We start from the raw sequence: 14,944 nt of genomic DNA, 5'->3' as shown, positions 1-14,944 counted from the left end.
TCCGGACAAAGGTGCATAAACCGTGGCATTTGAGGGACTTCGCCGTCTCGGGACGAGGTGCCTCCTTATGCCGCGCGGCGGCGCAGGCGAAGCACGAAACCGATCACCTCCGCAACCGCGCGATAATGCTCGGCCGGGATCTCGTCATCGACCTCGACGGTGGCGTAGAGGGCACGCGCCAGCGGCGGGTTCTCCAGCACGGGCACGTCGTGGTCCTTGGCGACCGCGCGGATGCGCAAGGCCAGGGAGTCGACGCCCTTGGCGACGCAAATCGGCGCCCCCATGCCGGCCTCGTAGCGGAGCGCCACGGCGAAGTGGGTCGGGTTCGTCACGATCACGGTGGCAGTGGGCACGGCGGCCATCATCCGCTTCTTCACCTTGGCCTGGCGCAGCTGGCGCTGGCGGGCCTTCACCTCGGGGCTGCCCTCGCTCTCCTTGTGCTCCTGCTTCATCTCCTCCTTGGACATGCGCAGGCGCGCCCGCCAGCGGTGACGCTGGTAGAGCGCGTCGGCGAGCGCGATCGCCGCGTAGATCGCCAGCATCCCGCCCATCATCTTGACGGCGAGCGTGAGGGTGGCGGCGAGCGCGGCGCCGGGCTCCAGCTGCGCGAAGGATTCCACCCGGTCGTGCTCGGCCCACAGGATCGCGCCGGCCACCACGCCGACGAGGATGAGTTTTGCGAGTCCCTTGCCGAAGTTGACCCAGGCCTCCATCCCGAACAGTCGCTTCATCCCGGCCATCGGCGAGATGCGCGAGAATTGCGGCATCAGGCTCTGCGCCGTCAGGATCGGCCGGTGCTGCAGGAAGCCCGCGGCCAGCGCCGCCACCACGGCGAGGCCGAGCGGGATCGCGAGCGCCTTCAGTCCGATCCAGGCCGCGCGCATGGCGACGCCTAGGAACGTGCCGGGATCGGCCGGCACCTCGCCGGCATGCAGGAGGAAGCCGCGCATGTCGCGCGACAGGCCCTCCGCGATGGGCTTGGCCGAGACGATCAGCGCCAGCGTCAGCGCCGCCAGGATGAAGAAGGTGTAGATTTCGGATGAGTTCGGAACGTCGCCGCGCTCGATCGCCTGCTCGATGCGGCGGAAGGTCGGTTCTTCGGTCTTGTCTTCCTGGTCGGTTTCCTCGGCCACGGCTCTAGCGCCTCATCGGCCGACGAGCTGGCCGAGATAGCGGCCGAGATCGTCCAGAAACAGGCTCATGAGCAGCCCCAGCGCGCCCGCGAGCAGCAGCATTCCGATGATCACCGAGGCCGGCACCGCGAGGAAGAACACCTGCAATTGCGGCATCAGCCGCGACAGCACGCCGAGCCCGAGATTGAACAGGATCGCGAAGACGATGAAGGGGCCGGCGATCCGCACGCCCAGCGCGAAGCTGCGGGCAAACGCATCGAGCGCGAGCTTGGCCGCGTCCCCCAGCGCCGGCAGCCCGGTCGGCGGCAGCACGACGTAGCTGCGGGCGATGCCCTCCAGCGCGAGGTGATGCAGGTCCGTCGCCATCACCAGCGTGATGCCGAGCAAGGACAAAAAGTTGCCGATGGCGGCCTGCTGCCCGCCCATCGTCGGGTCCACCGTCATGGCGTAGGACAGGCCGAGCTGCTGCGAGATGACGTTGCCCGCCGTCGTCAGCGCTGCGAGGATCATGCGCACGCACAGGCCAAGCATCAGCCCGATCAGGATCTCGCTGAACAAGAGCCCGATCAGCACCGGCGGGGCGAGCGTGCCGTTCACGGCGGGCAGCATCGGCCGCACCACGGGAAACAGCACCAGCGTGACGAGGAGCGCGAGCGCCAGCCGGACGCGCGCCGAGACGAGCTGCTCGCCCACTCCCGGCATCAGCATGATCAGCGTGCCGACGCGGGCGAAGGTGAGGAGGTAGGCCGCGGCGAGCCCCGGCAGCAGCAGGTTGAGCGAAGCGGGCATTCTGGCCGCTTCTACACCGCGGCGGGGCGCGCATCATCCACCCGCGGCGATGCGGGCGGCGATGCGGGCCATGTAGGCCGCCATGGCATCGCCCATGAACGGCAGCATCAGCAGCAGCACGCCGAACACGGTGACGATCTTGGGCACGTAGATCAGGGTCTGCTCCTGGATCTGCGTCAGCGCCTGGAACAGCGACACCACGAGGCCGACCAGCAGCGCGACCAGCATCAGCGGCCCGGCCACCTTGAGGAAGACGAAGATGCCGTCGCGGGCGACGTCGAGGATGGCGAGGCCGGTCATGTTTCTTGGATGTCCCGTCTCTGGGCTGTGAGTTCCCTCTCCCCGCCGTGCGGGGAGAGGGCTTCGGCGACCTCGTCGTCGCCGAAGCGAGGCGGCAGCCGATGGTGAGGGGGCGTTTCAAGGTGAGGCAGGACCGGATACGCCCCTTCACCGCCGCTGCAGCTTCGCCTCCGCTTCCTGCATGGACGACGAGGTACATGCAGGCCTCTCCCCGCGTGCGGGGAGAGGGGGACAAGAAACAAAAAACTAGATCGGCATCCGCATGATCTCTTCGTAGGCCGAGATCACCCGGTCGCGCACGGCGACCAGCGTCTGGAGCGCGGTCTCGCTCTCGGCCACCGCGGTGACGACATCGACCACGTTGGCCTTGCCCGATGCTGCCGAGAGGGCGGCGCGGTCGGCCTTCTCGCCGGATTGCGCCACGCCGTCGAGGGTCTGCTGCAGCAGGCCGGAGAAGCCGGAGGCCCCCGTCGCCTGGACCGGTTTCGGACCCGTCGGACGGCTGATGCCCTGGGCGGCGGCGTAGGCGCCCGCGGCGAAGGCGGAACTCGGCATGGTCAGGCCTTCAGGATCTCGAGGGTCTTGGAGATCATCCGCCGCGTCGCGGTGACCATGTTGAGGTTGGCCTCGTAGGAGCGCTGGGCCTCGCGCATGTCCATGTTCTCGATCAGCCCGTTGACGTTGGGCAGGCGCACCTCGCCGCGGGCGTCGGCCGCCGGGTTGCCGGGGTCGTACTTGGTGCGGAAGGGCGACGGATCGCGCCGCACGCGGCCGGCCTCGACGACGTGGGCGTTCAGCTCGCGGTCGAGGCGGCTGGAGAAGGTCGGGATCTTGCGGCGGTAGGGCTCGCCGCCCGCGGTGCTCGCGGTGGAATCCGCGTTGGCGATGTTCTCGGCGATGATGCGCATCCGCCCGGACTGCGCCTTGAGACCGGAGGCGGCGATGCCGAGGCTCTTCAGGAAGTCCATGGCTCAGCTCCTCGCTCAGCGCTTGCCGACGGCGATCTTCAGGGCGTCGAGGCTCTTCTGGTAGAGCGAGGCGACGAGCTGATAGTCCGACTGGTTGTCGCCGGCCTTCATCATCTCCTCCTCAAGGTTCACGCCGTTGCCCGAGGGGCGCACCTCGAAGCCCTTGAAGCGGCGGGGGTCGGCGTTGGGCCCGCCTTCCGTCGAGAGCCCGAAATGGGCCGGCTCGGTGCGGGCGAGCCCGTCACCGCCAACCGAAGCGCCCAAAGGCGCCGCAAGTCCGGCGGCAGGGCCGTTGCCGGCGGGCTCGGCCAGATCGCGGGGCCGAAAATTCGGCAGGTCGGCGTTGGCGACGTTCTCGGCGAGCAGCGCCTGGCGGGCCTGATGCCAGTGCATCCGGGTGCGCAGCATGCCGAGGATGGGCAGGTCGGTGAGGGACATGGGAAGACCTTGCCGAGAAATCCGGCCGTCTCCGGTGTGGGAACGAAGGCGGCGGACCCGGCAGAAAATGCCGCCGCCATGGTTAAGGACGCGTTAACTCGGCAAATCCTGCCCGGTCGCCGCGGCTTTCGTACCGAAACGGGGCAGGACGCGGCGCACGGGCCTGTTAACGAACGATTCGGATTTGTTGCGGTGCCATCGCCCCGCAGCGATAATCGCGCGGTCTCAAGAGCGGGCCCGAATGGGGCCCCGACTGCGAAAGACACGGGTCTTGCAAGCGTTCTTCAGTTCCGACGGTTCGTTCGTCGTGCAGTTCCTGGTGATCTTCCTCGTCATCCTGGTTCTGCTGATCGGGGCGGTGCTGCTGTTCCGGCGTTTTTCCGGGCGCGGCCGATCGCTGACGGCGGGCGCGAACGGGCGCGGGCGCCAGCCGCGGCTCGGCATCGTCGACATCTACGAGCTCGACCGGCAGCGGCAGCTCATCCTGCTGCGCCGGGACAATGTCGAGCACCTGCTCCTCGTCGGCGGCCCGAACGACGTGGTGATCGAGCGCAACATCCAGCGCGGCGCGGGCGCCCGCTACGCCCCCGAGCCCGACCAGACCGCCGATCCCGCCCACGACGGCGCCCGGACCGAACGTTTCCTCGACAGCCCGGCCCCGCCCGCCTTCGCGATGCCGGAAATCGTGCCGCCCGCCATGCCCGGCGCCGAGCCGCCGCACCCCGAGCGCACGCCGCCGCTCGATCCCGGACTGTTCGAGCCGGAGGTCGTGGCGCCCGCCGCCGCGCCGGCCCGCTCCCGGCCCGCCTCGCCGGTCAGCCGCCTGATCCGGCGTACCGCGCCCCCGCTCGCCGACACCCCGCCCGAGCCCGCGCCGGTCCCTGCTCCTGCCCCGCCGCCAGCCTCCGAGCCGGTGCCGGAGACGCCGCCGGTGATCGCCGGGCGCGGGCCGCGACCGGTCGATCCGGCGGTGCTGTCGGACATGGCGCGCCAGCTTCAGGTCGCGCTCAAGCGCCCCTCCTCCGCGGTGACGCCGCCGCCGGGCGGGCCCGAATCCCCGCCCCTGCCGCCCGCCCCCGACCTGCGCCCCGACCCGCTCGCCGCCGCGATGGCCGCCGCCCAGGCCGAGCCGGCGCCGGCCCCGAAGGCGCCTGCACCCGCCAAGCCCGTTCCAGCCAAGCCGGCCGTAGATGCGAAGCCCGCGCCCGAGGCAAAGGTCGAGGCCGCCGCCAAATCCATCCCAGCCCTGACCGCGCTGGCCGATCCCGCCCCCGTGACCGTGGTGCCGCCCCCGCCCCCGCCCCCGCCGCCGGCACCGCCCCAACCTGCGCCGGCCCCGGCCAAACCCGCCGAGGCCGCGCCCAAACCCGCCCCCAAGCCTGCGCCGGAGGCGAAGCCCGCCCCCCCGCCGGCCCCGCCCAAGCCGGCAAAGCCCGAGACCGCGAAGCCGGAGGCTCCCGCCGCCGAGACCACGACGCAGAATCCGTTCTCGGTCGAGGAGATCGAAGCCGAGTTCGCCCGCCTGCTCGGGCGCCCGCTCGACAACAACAAGGGATAGCGTCTGTCCCCTCCCCCTTGTGGGGAGGGGTTCGGGGTGGGGGTGGTTCAAGGTGGGGCGCCGAGCTTCATCCGGCACCACCCCCACCTCCTCCCTCCGCCCCACAAGGGGGAGGAGAAGCGCAGCGGCGACCGACGCGATTCTTCGGAAGCCACGTCGGCGGAGAGAGACAGGGATGCGTCCCTCTCAACGGGATCGGCACCCAAACCGCCTTCGGCGCTTGCGCGATGAGAACAAAACAAGTACGAAATGCATCGGCCCGGGCGCATTGAGCCTTGCGCCCCTCCCATGCATAAGGAGCCTCACGCGATGGCCCAGCCTGCGCTGAAGATGGTGGAATCCACGACGATGGCTGCTGCGGACAAGGACAAGGCGAAGGCGATCGAAGCCGCGCTGACGCAGATCGAGCGGGCCTTCGGCAAGGGCTCGATCATGCGCCTGGGCAAGAACGACAAGGTCGCCGAGGTCGAGACCGTCTCCACCGGCTCGCTCGGGCTCGACATCGCGCTGGGCGTCGGCGGCCTGCCGCGGGGCCGCGTCGTCGAGATCTACGGGCCGGAATCCTCGGGTAAGACGACGCTGGCGCTCCACACCATCGCCGAGGCCCAGAAGAAGGGCGGCGTCTGCGCCTTCGTCGATGCCGAGCACGCCCTCGACCCGGTCTATGCGCGCAAGCTCGGCGTCAACCTCGACGATCTGCTGATCTCGCAGCCCGATACCGGCGAGCAGGCCCTGGAGATCACCGATACGCTGGTGCGCTCGGGCGCCATCGACGTGCTCGTGGTCGATTCGGTCGCAGCCCTCACCCCGCGGGCCGAGATCGAGGGCGAGATGGGCGAGAGCCAACCCGGCCTCCAGGCCCGCCTGATGAGCCAGGCCTTGCGCAAGCTCACCGGTTCGATCTCGCGCTCGAACTGCATGGTGATCTTCATCAACCAGATCCGGATGAAGATCGGCGTGATGTACGGCAGCCCCGAGACCACGACGGGCGGCAACGCGCTCAAGTTCTACGCCTCGGTGCGCCTCGACATCCGCCGCGTCTCGACCCTGAAGGACCGCGACGAGGCGATCGGCAACCAAGTCCGCGTCAAGGTCGTCAAGAACAAGGTCGCGCCGCCGTTCAAGCAGGTCGAGTTCGACATCATGTTCGGCGAGGGCGTGTCCAAGGTCGGCGAGTTGGTCGATCTCGGCGTGAAGGCCGGCATCGTCGACAAGTCGGGCGCGTGGTTCTCCTACGACAGCCAGCGCCTCGGCCAGGGCCGCGAGAACGCCAAGGGCTTCCTGCGCGACAACCCGGACATCGCCAACAAGATCGAGGCATCGATCCGGCAGAACTCGGGACTGGTGGCCGACCGCATCCTCGAGAACGCCAAGCCGACGGCGGACGACCTCGACGAGGGCGAGGCCTGACGGCCTCCTACGACATCTGAAGCACGATCCGCGGGGCGGGAGGTTCATCCTCCCGCCCTTTTTCGTGTTCGCCGCGGACTTTCCGGATTCGTCCCTGCGGCAAACCCGACGCAAGTCCGCGGCTTGCGCCAGCGCACATCATGGCAAGATCGACCTACTTGGTATAATGAATACATGGATTAAAGGAAGAAACAATCTCCTATAGATTAGTCCAAAGATAAGGCCTCCTTGATCGAAGTCATTTCTTGGATTAAACATCTCTTGTACGCCGTCCGTCCTAATGGCTGCGGACGTTGCAGCGCCTCCAGAAATGACTTGGCCCGCCTTCGGCGGCGGGCCTCTTTCTGCGCGATCAGAGATGAATCAGACGATATCGACGCTGAACCAGAGGCAGATGCGCGCCTTGCAATGGCTGGCGGATCAGGAGGAGCACCGATGGATCCCGGTCCACGACAGCGGCCCCTGCCGCACCACCCTCAACGCCCTCGTCCGCCGCGGCCTCGCGGTGCGCTCCTCGGCCAACACCGACCATTACCGGATCACCATGCACGGCCGCGCCGTGAGCCCGGTGATCTGACCCGGCTCAGCCCTGCACCGCAGCGGCCTTGGCGGTGGTGAGTTCGCGCAGCGTCCGGCCGGCGGCCTCGCCCTTGACCGGGAGCTTGCGGTCGCGCTCGAACCGCTCGATGGCGGCCCGGGTGCCGGGGCCCATCAGGCCGTCGTCCTTGAGCGGGCCGTAGCCGAGCTTGACCAGGGCGCGCTGGGCGCGGGCCACCGCCGGATCGGGCTTTGCCGGGTCGGCCTTTGACACATCGACCTTGGCGGCCTCCTTGGCGGAGGACTTCGGCGTCACCGAGGCGGTGGTCTCGCCGGAGCGGATCATGTCGGCGATGGCGTCGCGGGGGGGCGGTGCCTCGGCGCGCACCTCCCGCGCCGGAGCGGGGCGGACGGGCGAAGGTTTCGCCTCGGCCACCTTCGCGTCCGGGGCCTTGGGCGCGACCGCCTTGGCCTCGACGGTCGGCAGGATCGGCGCCGGGTGACGGCCGTCCTGGAAGCCGACCGCGTTGAGGCAGACGTAGATCGCCGCCCCACACGCGGCGAGCGAGCCGAGCGCACCGCCCGGATGGCGCAGGCACCAAGTCCCCGCGGCGCGGGCGAAGGCCTTGGCGGAATCCGGGACGCCGTGCGTCGCTGCGTTCGGTTTCGTCCGGCGCGGGGCCGCCCGGCCGCCGCGCATGTCGCCCGGCACCACGATGTCGCGCCGATCCCGTCCGGCGGGTGTCTCCCGCATCATCCCATTCCTCTTGTGTCAGACCGATCGGCGATGATCGTCCCGCGTCGGCGGGCGCCCCGTTCGAGAAGACGAGACGCGGGCGCGGTTTTCCTCCGCCGGGGGCCCGGACCCGAACCGTCGGACATCTTGCGGGAGGCCCGGTTAAAGTTCCTCACCCGGCCCGCCGCATCGGCGAACGGGCGGCGGGCGCCGGGTCGAACAGGCCGACTGGCAGGCGGATCGGCTCCGGCGCGATCTCGGGGGCCGCCCCCCGCACGGAGGTGCGGATCGGGGCCGGCCCATCGCTGCCGCGGGCGCGGCTGCAATCGAGCGGGAGCGTCACGGCGATCAGGGTGCCCTGGCCCGGCGCGCTCTCGACCGAGACCGAGCCGCCGTGGAGGCCCGCGAGCCCGCGCACCACCGAGAGGCCGAGGCCGGTCCCCTCGTGGCTGCGGCCGTAGCCGCCGCCGACCTGGAAGAAGGGGTCGCCGAGCCGCGGCAGGTCGGCCTCGCTGACACCGATGCCGTCGTCGGCCACGACGAAGTCGAGATAGCCGCCGCCGCGGCGGACCATCACCTCGACCCGCCCGCCCCGCGGCGTGAACTTCACCGCGTTGGAGATCAGGTTGATCAGCATCTGGCGGCAGGCGCGGGCGTCGGCGATCAGCGCGCTGCCCGCGGGGACGGGGGCGAAGCTCAGCGCCACGCCCGAGGCGTCGGCCTTCAATCGCATCAGGTCGCAGCAGCCGCGGATCAGCGCCTCGACGTCGATCGGCTCGGGCTGGAAGTCGAAATGGCCGCTGCGGATGCGCGAGATGTCGAGCAGCGTGTTGACCACGTCGAGGAGGTGGCGGCCCGAATTGCCGATGATGCCGGCATATTCCTGCGCCCGCTCGGCCGAGAGCGTCATGGCGCCCTCGCCGGCCAGCACGTCGGAGAAGCCGATGATGGCGTTGAGCGGCGTGCGCAGTTCGTGGCTGACGGTGGCGAGGAAGTGCGTCTTCACCTCGTCGGCGCGCTCGGCCTCGGTGCGGGCCCGGTCGAGTTCGGCCGCGCGGCGGCGGTGCTCGGACACGTCGCGGGTGACCGCCACGACGGTGCCGCCGTTGGCGCCGGCGAGCGCGGATTCGATCCGGTGGGCGCGCATCTCGGCATAGATGGTGCGCTCGCCGTCGGCGCGCGGCGCATCGAGATGGAGGCGGAACGGCACGGTGGCGGGGGTGCCGCTGGCGGCGACGTCGCTGATCGCCTGAAGCAGGGCCGGCCGGTCGCCGATATGGACGCGGTCGAGCAGGCCGTGGCCGCGCAGGCGGCCGGGATCGGCGCCGACGAAGCGGGTCGAGGAGCCGCTCGCCTCCAGCACCCGGCCGTTGGCGTCGTGCCACGTCACGAGGTCGTCGATGGCCGAGAGCAGCAGCCGGTCGCGGGCCTCGTTGTCCTGCATCCGGGCGCGCCACTCGCCCTCGCGGCGGATGTGCTCGATCGCCTGCGCGGTGATGTGGCCGATGGCCGTGATGGCGAAGACCGGCAGCGCCACCGCGTTCGGCCAGTCGAGGGCCGGGCCGTCGATCGGGAAGTGGCCGGAGATCGCCACCGCGATGGCGCCGAGGACCGCGATGATGGCGGCGGCGAGCGTGGCCCGGCGCGAGCCGGACACCATCGCCTCCAGCGGCACCGCGACCAGCCAGATCGCGGCGGCCGAACTGGGGCCTCCGGTGAGCGCGGCGAGGCAGACGAGCAGCCCGGTGAGCCCGGCCGAGGACAGAGCGTGGGCGACCCAGAGCGAGCCGGTGCGCGACAGGACGACGGCGGCCAGAACCGGCAGGAACAGGCTGGCGATCGCCACCGCCTCGACGCCGCTCGGCACCCCGCGCCAGACGAGATAGGGCGGGAGTGCGGCCATCATCACGGCGCCGGTGGCGAGCCGGGAGACGAGGAAGCGCTCGTGGCGGAAGCGCACGCCCGGCTCGGGCAGGGCCGAGGCGTGGACGAGCCCGGCGAGCCGGTCGTCGAAGAGAGACGCAAGGGTACCGTCGTTACGCAACACCACCACGCACAGCGCCGGATGTCGGACCGAATTCGGCCCCCGTCCCGCGCCCCTCGACTGCTCGTTTCGAACCCCCGAACCGTCGCAGAGGCGGTTTAAGCGAGGATGAAAAGGGTCAGTCGGTTGCCGTCCATCGGGGCGTCCGGAGCCCCCCGGAGGACCCGATTCGAGGGGGTTGTCGGGTGCTGTCCACAGGGCCGGAGAGGGGCATCGTGAAGGGGAACGGGAGCCGAAAAAGCCTTCGTTCACCACGTCCGCGCATCGCCGCGGTTTTCAGGCTCCGGCAGGGTCGGATCGCTCACCCGGCGGTGGCAATCTCAGGGCGTTCCCGAAGCGGCCCCGAGCCCGGACCGGCCCCATGACCTTCCTCCTGCGCGCCGCCCTGGTGATCGGCGTCCTCTCCTACCTCGCCGCCACGCGCCAGGGCACGGCCCCTACCGGCCTCGACGCGGCGGCCCTGCGCTCGACCGTGGCGACGACGACCGGCAGCCTCGCGAGTCTGGCCGCCTCGCTCCCACCGGAGGCGCGGACGGAAGCGTTGCGGCTCGGCGGCGAGGCGGTGGCGCGGCGGCTGACGGGCCAGCCGGCTTCCGCCGACACGCTCTCGGCGAGCGACCGGGCGCCGGCGTGGCGGGGCGCGGGCGGGCATTGAAGCGGTTTACACCCCGCTCTCTCCCACCCACACCCTCATCCTGAGGTGCTGCGAAGCAGCCTCGAAGGAGGGCTCCAGCCCGCCGCGCGATCCCTGGAGCCCTCCTTCGAGGCTCCGCCTTCGGCGAAGCACCTCAGGATGAGGGGGTTGGGGTCGGTACGGGGCTACCCTGCCCTCACCCCCACAGCTCCGCCAGCGGCGGATGTACGACGCTGCCCTCGTAGAGCAGGGCCGGCGTGCGGTCCTGCGCCAGCAGCAGCGGGCCGTCGAGATCGACGTAAGCGGCGTGGTGGGCGATCAGCATGGCCGGGGCCATGGCGAGCGAGGTGCCGACCATGCAGCCGACCATGATCTCGAAGCCGCGGACGCGGGCCTCGTGCGCCAGCCGGATCGCCTCGGTGAGGCCGCCGGCCTTGTCGAGCTTGATGTTGATCGCGTCGTAGCGCTTGGCCAGCGCGTCGAGCCCGGCCCGGTCGTGCAGGCTCTCGTCGGCGCAGATCGGAATTTTTCGGGAGATTTCGGCCAGCAGGCCGTCATCGTCGGCGGGGAGCGGCTGCTCGATCAGGGCGACGCCCGCCGCCGCGCAGGCCGCGAGGTTGGCTTGAATCGTCTCCGCCCGCCACGCCTCGTTGGCGTCGACGATCAACCGCGCATCCGGTGCGCCGCGGCGCACGGCGGCGATGCGCTCCGGGTCACCCTCGCCGCCGAGCTTCACCTTCAGCAGCGGCCGGTGGGCGGCGGTGCGGGCGGCCTCCTCCATCGCCTCCGGTTCGCCGAGGCTCAGCGTGTAGGCGGTGGTCACAGCGCCGGGCTCGGACAGGCCGGCGATGGCCCAGGCCGGGCGGCCCTGGCGCTTGGCCTCGAAATCCCACAGGGCGCAGTCGATGGCGTTGCGGGCCGCCCCCGGCCCCAACCGCTCGAACAGGTCCGAGCGGGTGCCGCCGCCGGCCAGCCACGCGGCTTGGGCTTCGATCGCGGCGGCGACGCTCTCGACGCTCTCGCCGTAGCGGGCATAGGGCACGCACTCGCCTCGCCCGCGGATGTCGCCGTCCTCGATCGCGGCGGTGACGACGACGGCCTCGGTGCGGCTTCCGCGGGCGATGGTGAAGGCGCCCGCGATGGGGAAGCGCTCGACGGCGACGGAGAGGCGGCGGGACATGCTTTCCAGTCCTTCTCAGGCCGGGAACGCGGCGGCGAGCCGGTCGAGGATGCCGTCCACGCCGAAGCGGACCGGATCGGTCGCGGGCAGCTCGTGGGCGGCCTCCGCCTCCTGCAGCAGCGTACGAGCCTGCGACTCGGGCAGGCCGTGCGTGTTCACCGCGATGCCGACCGGGCGGATGTCGGGATTGGTGAGCCGCCCGAGTTGCACCGTCAGGTCGATCACCTCCCGGATCGTCGGCAGGCGCGCCTCGACGCCGCGCATATGGGTGCGGGTCGGCTCGTGGCAGACCACGAAGGCGTCGGCCTGCGCCCCGTGCAGCAGGCCAAGGCTGACCCCGGCGAACGAGGGGTGGAACAGCGAGCCCTGGCCCTCGATCAGGTCCCAGTGGTTCGGATCGGCGGCGGGCGAGACCCACTCGACGGCGCCGGAGATGAAGTCGGCCACCACGGCGTCGATGGCGACGCCCCGGCCGGAGATGAACACGCCAGTCTGCCCGGTGGCACGGAAATCCGCGTCCAGCCCGCGCGCGCGCATGCCCTTTTCGAGTGCCAGGACGGTGTATTTCTTGCCGACCGAGCAATCGGTTCCGACGGTCAGGAGGCGCCGGCCGGGGCGCTTGGTGCCCTTGCCGGTCGGAAACGTTTCGGTGGTGTGGCGGACATCGTGCAGGGCGCGGCCGTGGCGCTCGGCAGCCTTCGCGATCTCAGGGATCGAGCCGAGGCGCGCATGCAGGCCGCTCGCCACGTCGAGCCCGGCGTCCAGCGCGGCGACGATCTCGGCGACCCAGTGGTCGGGCAGCACGCCGCCCGCGTTGACCACACCGACCACCATGGTCTTGCAGCCCTTGGCGACCGCCTCCTCCAGCGTCAGGTCCGGGATGCCGAGGTCGGCGGCGCATCCCTCCATGCGCAACTGCCCGACACACCATTCGGGCCGCCAATCGTTGATGCCGTAGGCGGTCTTGGCCGCCAGCGTGTCCGGCACGTCGCCGAGAAACATCAGGTAGGGCGTGGCGATCTGCATCGATTCGGTCCCGTCCGGCACGTAAGTCCATGCCGTCTATGCGCGATCCGTGCCCAATGCGCGAGCCGCCCATCGGTTCAGGCGTCGAGCCGGGCCGCCACCTCTTCGGCCAGCGACAGCGACGCGGTCAGCCCCGGACTCTCGATGCCGAAGAGGTGAACGAGGCCCGGCAGGCCGTGCTCGGCCGGGCCGTCGATGCGGAAGTCGGCCGCCGGCGCGCCGGGGCCGGTGAGCTTGGGGCGGATGCCGGCGTAATCCGGCGTCAGGCGGTCCTCGGTCAGCGCCGGCCAGTAGCACCGGATCGCCGCGGCGAAGGTTTTGGCGCGGGCCGGATCGACGGCGTAATCCTCCGCCTCCACCCACTCGACATCGGGACCGAAGCGCATGCGGCCGGCGAGATCGAGGGTGAGATGGATGCCCAAGCCCCCCTCAACCGGGGCCGGGTAGATCAGCCGGGAGAAGGCGGGGCGCCCGGTGCAGCCGAAATAGCTGCCCTTGGCCAGCACCTGTCGCGGCACCCGATCCGCTGCGACGCCCTCGATGGATCGGGCGAGCGCCTGCGCCCCGAGGCCGGCGGCGTTGACGAGCACATCGACGGTGAGCGTGTCCAGCGCCGGCCCGCCGAAGCGGACGAGCCAGCGACCGTCCCGGCGCTCGGCCGAGAGGATCGGGGTGCGGAGCGCCAGGGCGCCGCCGGCATCCTCGATCTCGCCCAGCAGCGCCAGCATCAGGGCATGGCTGTCGACGATGCCGGTGGCGGGCGAGTGCAGGGCCGCGACGCAGGACAGCGACGGCTCCAGTGCGAGGGCCTCGTCGCGCTCCAGAAAGGCCAGACCCTCGACGCCGTTCGCCAGCCCCCGGGAAAAGATGCCCTCGATGGCGGCGCGCTCTTCTTCGCGCGTGGCGACGATGAGCTTGCCGCAGAGGCGGTGCGGCACGCCGTGGCTCTCGCAGAAGGCGACGAGGCGGCGCCGCCCCTCGACGCAATGGCGGGCGCGCAAGGAGTCCGGCGGATAGTACATCCCGCCGTGGATCACCTCGGAGCTGCGGGCCGAGACACCGGTGCCGAAACTGTCCGCCGCCTCGGCGACGATGACGGAGGTTCCACGCCGCGTCAGCGCCCGCCCGACCGCGAGCCCCACCACCCCGGCCCCGACGACGAGCGCCTCCATCGGCCGATGCCCTCCTCACGCGCGCATCCGGTGCCGGGACGGCCGACGCGCGCCGGGACGATGGGTGGAAACCGAGGCGGTTGGCAACGGGGAGCCGACCGGGCTCGGCGGTTCCAGGGAAGCCTGTCCGACAGGCTCCGAGAGATCGCAGCCGATCCTCCGAGAAAAAACTACTGCGCGACCTTCCACAGGTTGATCACCCGCGTGCCCTCGCCGGCCTCGTTGCGGGCTTGGCGGGTCAGAGTCTCGATCTCCTCCTTCGGCGCGAGGCGGCGGGCCTTGGCCAGCACCTTGCGGGCCTCTTCCGCCGGCATGGCGCCCTGGGGGAGCATCATGGCGAGGAGCTGCTTGCGGATCTTGGGATCGAGGGAGCGGGCGCTGCGCACGTCCTCGAAATCGCTCATACGGTGGCGGGCCGCCTTGGTGCCGCGTCCGCGCTCCTCGTGGCCCAAGAAGACCCTCGGGCCGTTCGGCATCACCACGATGTCGCCGGGGCGCAGGGTCTCGTCGCGCAGGATGGCGGCGGTGGGGTTGGCCGCGATCGCCTTCTGATCCACCGGCTGCTTGCCGCTGACGCCAGAGACGTCCTCGGCGTTCGGCAGGGCGGCGTAGCGCACCTTCGGCTTGGCACGCTGCTCGGCCCCGCGGGCATGGCGGCGCCAGCGGTAGCGCTGGTTCACTTCGCCGCCGCCGTAATATGCGCTGGGCGCAGCCTGGACCGGCGCGGGCTGCTCGGCCTGCCGCGGCGTGCCGCCGAACAGATGCCCGAACAGGCCGCCCAAGCCGGCCTCCTGGGCGTGGACGCCCGCGACCGTCGAAAGAATCAGGGCGGACGAGGCCAGGACGAGCGCGGCGCGCCGTCCGGAGCGGGGCAGGATCGAGGGCATCGACGGCTCCTGAAGCTGCCTCACGACGCTCCCGCTCCTCGGGAGTCCGTTTGCGCCCGACGGGGGCGAAAAGTCGTGAGAGACACTCGGCGAGGTTGGTCGCGTTCGACCGATGCGCACTCAACATGGAGC

16 protein-coding genes are annotated in these 14,944 nt (G+C 70.9%); 4 read left to right on the top strand and 12 right to left on the bottom strand.

Annotated elements, in window-relative coordinates:
* Positions 1-65: 65 nt before the first annotated feature.
* The 6 genes from flhB to flgB form a co-directional block, all read right to left on the bottom strand.
* Positions 66-1,133 carry a flagellar biosynthesis protein FlhB gene (gene flhB / locus ASG52_RS21390; protein ID WP_056247548.1) on the bottom strand — a complete coding sequence of 356 codons (1,068 nt, stop codon included), beginning with the start codon at positions 1,131-1,133 and terminating at the stop codon, positions 66-68.
* A gap of 12 nt (positions 1,134-1,145) precedes the next feature.
* The gene (gene fliR, locus ASG52_RS21385) at positions 1,146-1,922 is read right to left on the bottom strand and encodes a flagellar biosynthetic protein FliR (RefSeq protein WP_056247546.1); all 777 of its coding nucleotides are present in this window, start codon (positions 1,920-1,922) and stop codon (positions 1,146-1,148) included.
* Between the two features lie 33 nt (positions 1,923-1,955).
* Positions 1,956-2,222, bottom strand: coding sequence for a flagellar biosynthesis protein FliQ (gene fliQ / locus ASG52_RS21380; RefSeq protein WP_056247544.1), 267 nt, complete (start codon positions 2,220-2,222; stop codon positions 1,956-1,958).
* Between the two features lie 246 nt (positions 2,223-2,468).
* Complete coding sequence (gene fliE, locus ASG52_RS21375) at positions 2,469-2,777, bottom strand: flagellar hook-basal body complex protein FliE (protein ID WP_056247542.1); 309 nt, start codon at positions 2,775-2,777, stop codon at positions 2,469-2,471.
* Positions 2,778-2,779: 2 nt separating this feature from the next.
* A complete protein-coding gene (gene flgC, locus ASG52_RS21370; RefSeq protein ID WP_056247540.1) occupies positions 2,780-3,190 on the bottom strand; it encodes a flagellar basal body rod protein FlgC in 411 nt (136 codons plus the stop codon).
* Positions 3,191-3,205: 15 nt separating this feature from the next.
* Positions 3,206-3,628 carry a flagellar basal body rod protein FlgB gene (gene flgB / locus ASG52_RS21365; protein ID WP_056247536.1) on the bottom strand — a complete coding sequence of 141 codons (423 nt, stop codon included), beginning with the start codon at positions 3,626-3,628 and terminating at the stop codon, positions 3,206-3,208.
* Between the two features lie 271 nt (positions 3,629-3,899).
* On the opposite strand from flgB, the gene ASG52_RS21360 reads away from it, so the two are divergent.
* The 3 genes from ASG52_RS21360 to ASG52_RS21350 all read left to right on the top strand — a co-directional run bounded on the left by ASG52_RS21360 (position 3,900) and on the right by ASG52_RS21350 (position 7,173).
* Complete coding sequence (locus ASG52_RS21360; protein WP_056247535.1) at positions 3,900-5,186, top strand: FliO/MopB family protein; 1,287 nt, start codon at positions 3,900-3,902, stop codon at positions 5,184-5,186.
* 330 nt (positions 5,187-5,516) lie between these two features.
* Positions 5,517-6,596 carry a recombinase RecA gene (recA, locus tag ASG52_RS21355; protein WP_502691100.1) on the top strand — a complete coding sequence of 360 codons (1,080 nt, stop codon included), beginning with the start codon at positions 5,517-5,519 and terminating at the stop codon, positions 6,594-6,596.
* 358 nt (positions 6,597-6,954) lie between these two features.
* On the top strand, positions 6,955-7,173 hold the full coding sequence (locus tag ASG52_RS21350) for a hypothetical protein (RefSeq protein WP_056247531.1): 219 nt from the start codon (positions 6,955-6,957) through the stop codon (positions 7,171-7,173).
* A 6-nt stretch (positions 7,174-7,179) separates the two neighbouring features.
* Here the strand turns inward: ASG52_RS21350 and ASG52_RS21345 are convergent, their stop codons facing one another.
* Together ASG52_RS21345 and ASG52_RS21340 are read right to left on the bottom strand one after the other, a co-directional pair.
* A complete protein-coding gene (locus tag ASG52_RS21345; protein ID WP_056247648.1) occupies positions 7,180-7,887 on the bottom strand; it encodes a peptidoglycan-binding domain-containing protein in 708 nt (235 codons plus the stop codon).
* Between the two features lie 154 nt (positions 7,888-8,041).
* A complete protein-coding gene (locus ASG52_RS21340; RefSeq protein ID WP_056247528.1) occupies positions 8,042-9,922 on the bottom strand; it encodes an ATP-binding protein in 1,881 nt (626 codons plus the stop codon).
* Between the two features lie 352 nt (positions 9,923-10,274).
* Here ASG52_RS21340 and ASG52_RS21335 point away from each other — a divergent pair, with 352 nt between their 5' ends.
* On the top strand, positions 10,275-10,568 hold the full coding sequence (locus tag ASG52_RS21335; protein ID WP_056247526.1) for a hypothetical protein: 294 nt from the start codon (positions 10,275-10,277) through the stop codon (positions 10,566-10,568).
* Positions 10,569-10,743: 175 nt separating this feature from the next.
* Here the strand turns inward: ASG52_RS21335 and dgcA are convergent, their stop codons facing one another.
* From dgcA to ASG52_RS21315, 4 genes are all read right to left on the bottom strand, one after another.
* Positions 10,744-11,727 (bottom strand): N-acetyl-D-Glu racemase DgcA, encoded by a 984-nt coding sequence (dgcA, locus tag ASG52_RS21330; protein ID WP_056247524.1) that lies wholly within the window; start codon positions 11,725-11,727, stop codon positions 10,744-10,746.
* Positions 11,728-11,742: 15 nt separating this feature from the next.
* Entirely contained in the window at positions 11,743-12,753 is a 1,011-nt protein-coding gene (gene dgcN, locus ASG52_RS21325) for an N-acetyltransferase DgcN (RefSeq protein WP_056247647.1), read from the bottom strand.
* A gap of 77 nt (positions 12,754-12,830) precedes the next feature.
* Positions 12,831-13,925 (bottom strand): NAD(P)/FAD-dependent oxidoreductase, encoded by a 1,095-nt coding sequence (locus ASG52_RS21320; RefSeq protein WP_056247522.1) that lies wholly within the window; start codon positions 13,923-13,925, stop codon positions 12,831-12,833.
* A gap of 170 nt (positions 13,926-14,095) precedes the next feature.
* Positions 14,096-14,836 carry a hypothetical protein gene (locus tag ASG52_RS21315; protein ID WP_286159126.1) on the bottom strand — a complete coding sequence of 247 codons (741 nt, stop codon included), beginning with the start codon at positions 14,834-14,836 and terminating at the stop codon, positions 14,096-14,098.
* Positions 14,837-14,944: the final 108 nt, after the last annotated feature.

This window comes from Methylobacterium sp. Leaf456, assembly GCF_001425465.1.
In the GTDB taxonomy this organism is placed as follows: domain Bacteria; phylum Pseudomonadota; class Alphaproteobacteria; order Rhizobiales; family Beijerinckiaceae; genus Methylobacterium.
The sequence above is the reverse complement of the archived record's forward strand: the minus strand, read 5'-3'. Positions and strand labels throughout refer to the sequence as shown.

Coding starts and splice junctions, on each gene's coding strand:
- fliR (WP_056247546.1), bottom strand. CDS start 1,922: ATGCCCGCTTCGCTCAACCTGCTGCTGCCGGGGCTCGCCGCGGCCTAC.
- fliQ (WP_056247544.1), bottom strand. CDS start 2,222: ATGACCGGCCTCGCCATCCTCGACGTCGCCCGCGACGGCATCTTCGTC.
- fliE (WP_056247542.1), bottom strand. CDS start 2,777: ATGCCGAGTTCCGCCTTCGCCGCGGGCGCCTACGCCGCCGCCCAGGGC.
- flgC (WP_056247540.1), bottom strand. CDS start 3,190: ATGGACTTCCTGAAGAGCCTCGGCATCGCCGCCTCCGGTCTCAAGGCG.
- flgB (WP_056247536.1), bottom strand. CDS start 3,628: ATGTCCCTCACCGACCTGCCCATCCTCGGCATGCTGCGCACCCGGATG.
- recA (WP_502691100.1), top strand. CDS start 5,517: ATGGTGGAATCCACGACGATGGCTGCTGCGGACAAGGACAAGGCGAAG.
- ASG52_RS21350 (WP_056247531.1), top strand. CDS start 6,955: ATGAATCAGACGATATCGACGCTGAACCAGAGGCAGATGCGCGCCTTG.
- ASG52_RS21345 (WP_056247648.1), bottom strand. CDS start 7,887: ATGCGGGAGACACCCGCCGGACGGGATCGGCGCGACATCGTGGTGCCG.
- ASG52_RS21335 (WP_056247526.1), top strand. CDS start 10,275: ATGACCTTCCTCCTGCGCGCCGCCCTGGTGATCGGCGTCCTCTCCTAC.
- dgcA (WP_056247524.1), bottom strand. CDS start 11,727: ATGTCCCGCCGCCTCTCCGTCGCCGTCGAGCGCTTCCCCATCGCGGGC.
- dgcN (WP_056247647.1), bottom strand. CDS start 12,753: ATGCAGATCGCCACGCCCTACCTGATGTTTCTCGGCGACGTGCCGGAC.
- ASG52_RS21320 (WP_056247522.1), bottom strand. CDS start 13,925: ATGGAGGCGCTCGTCGTCGGGGCCGGGGTGGTGGGGCTCGCGGTCGGG.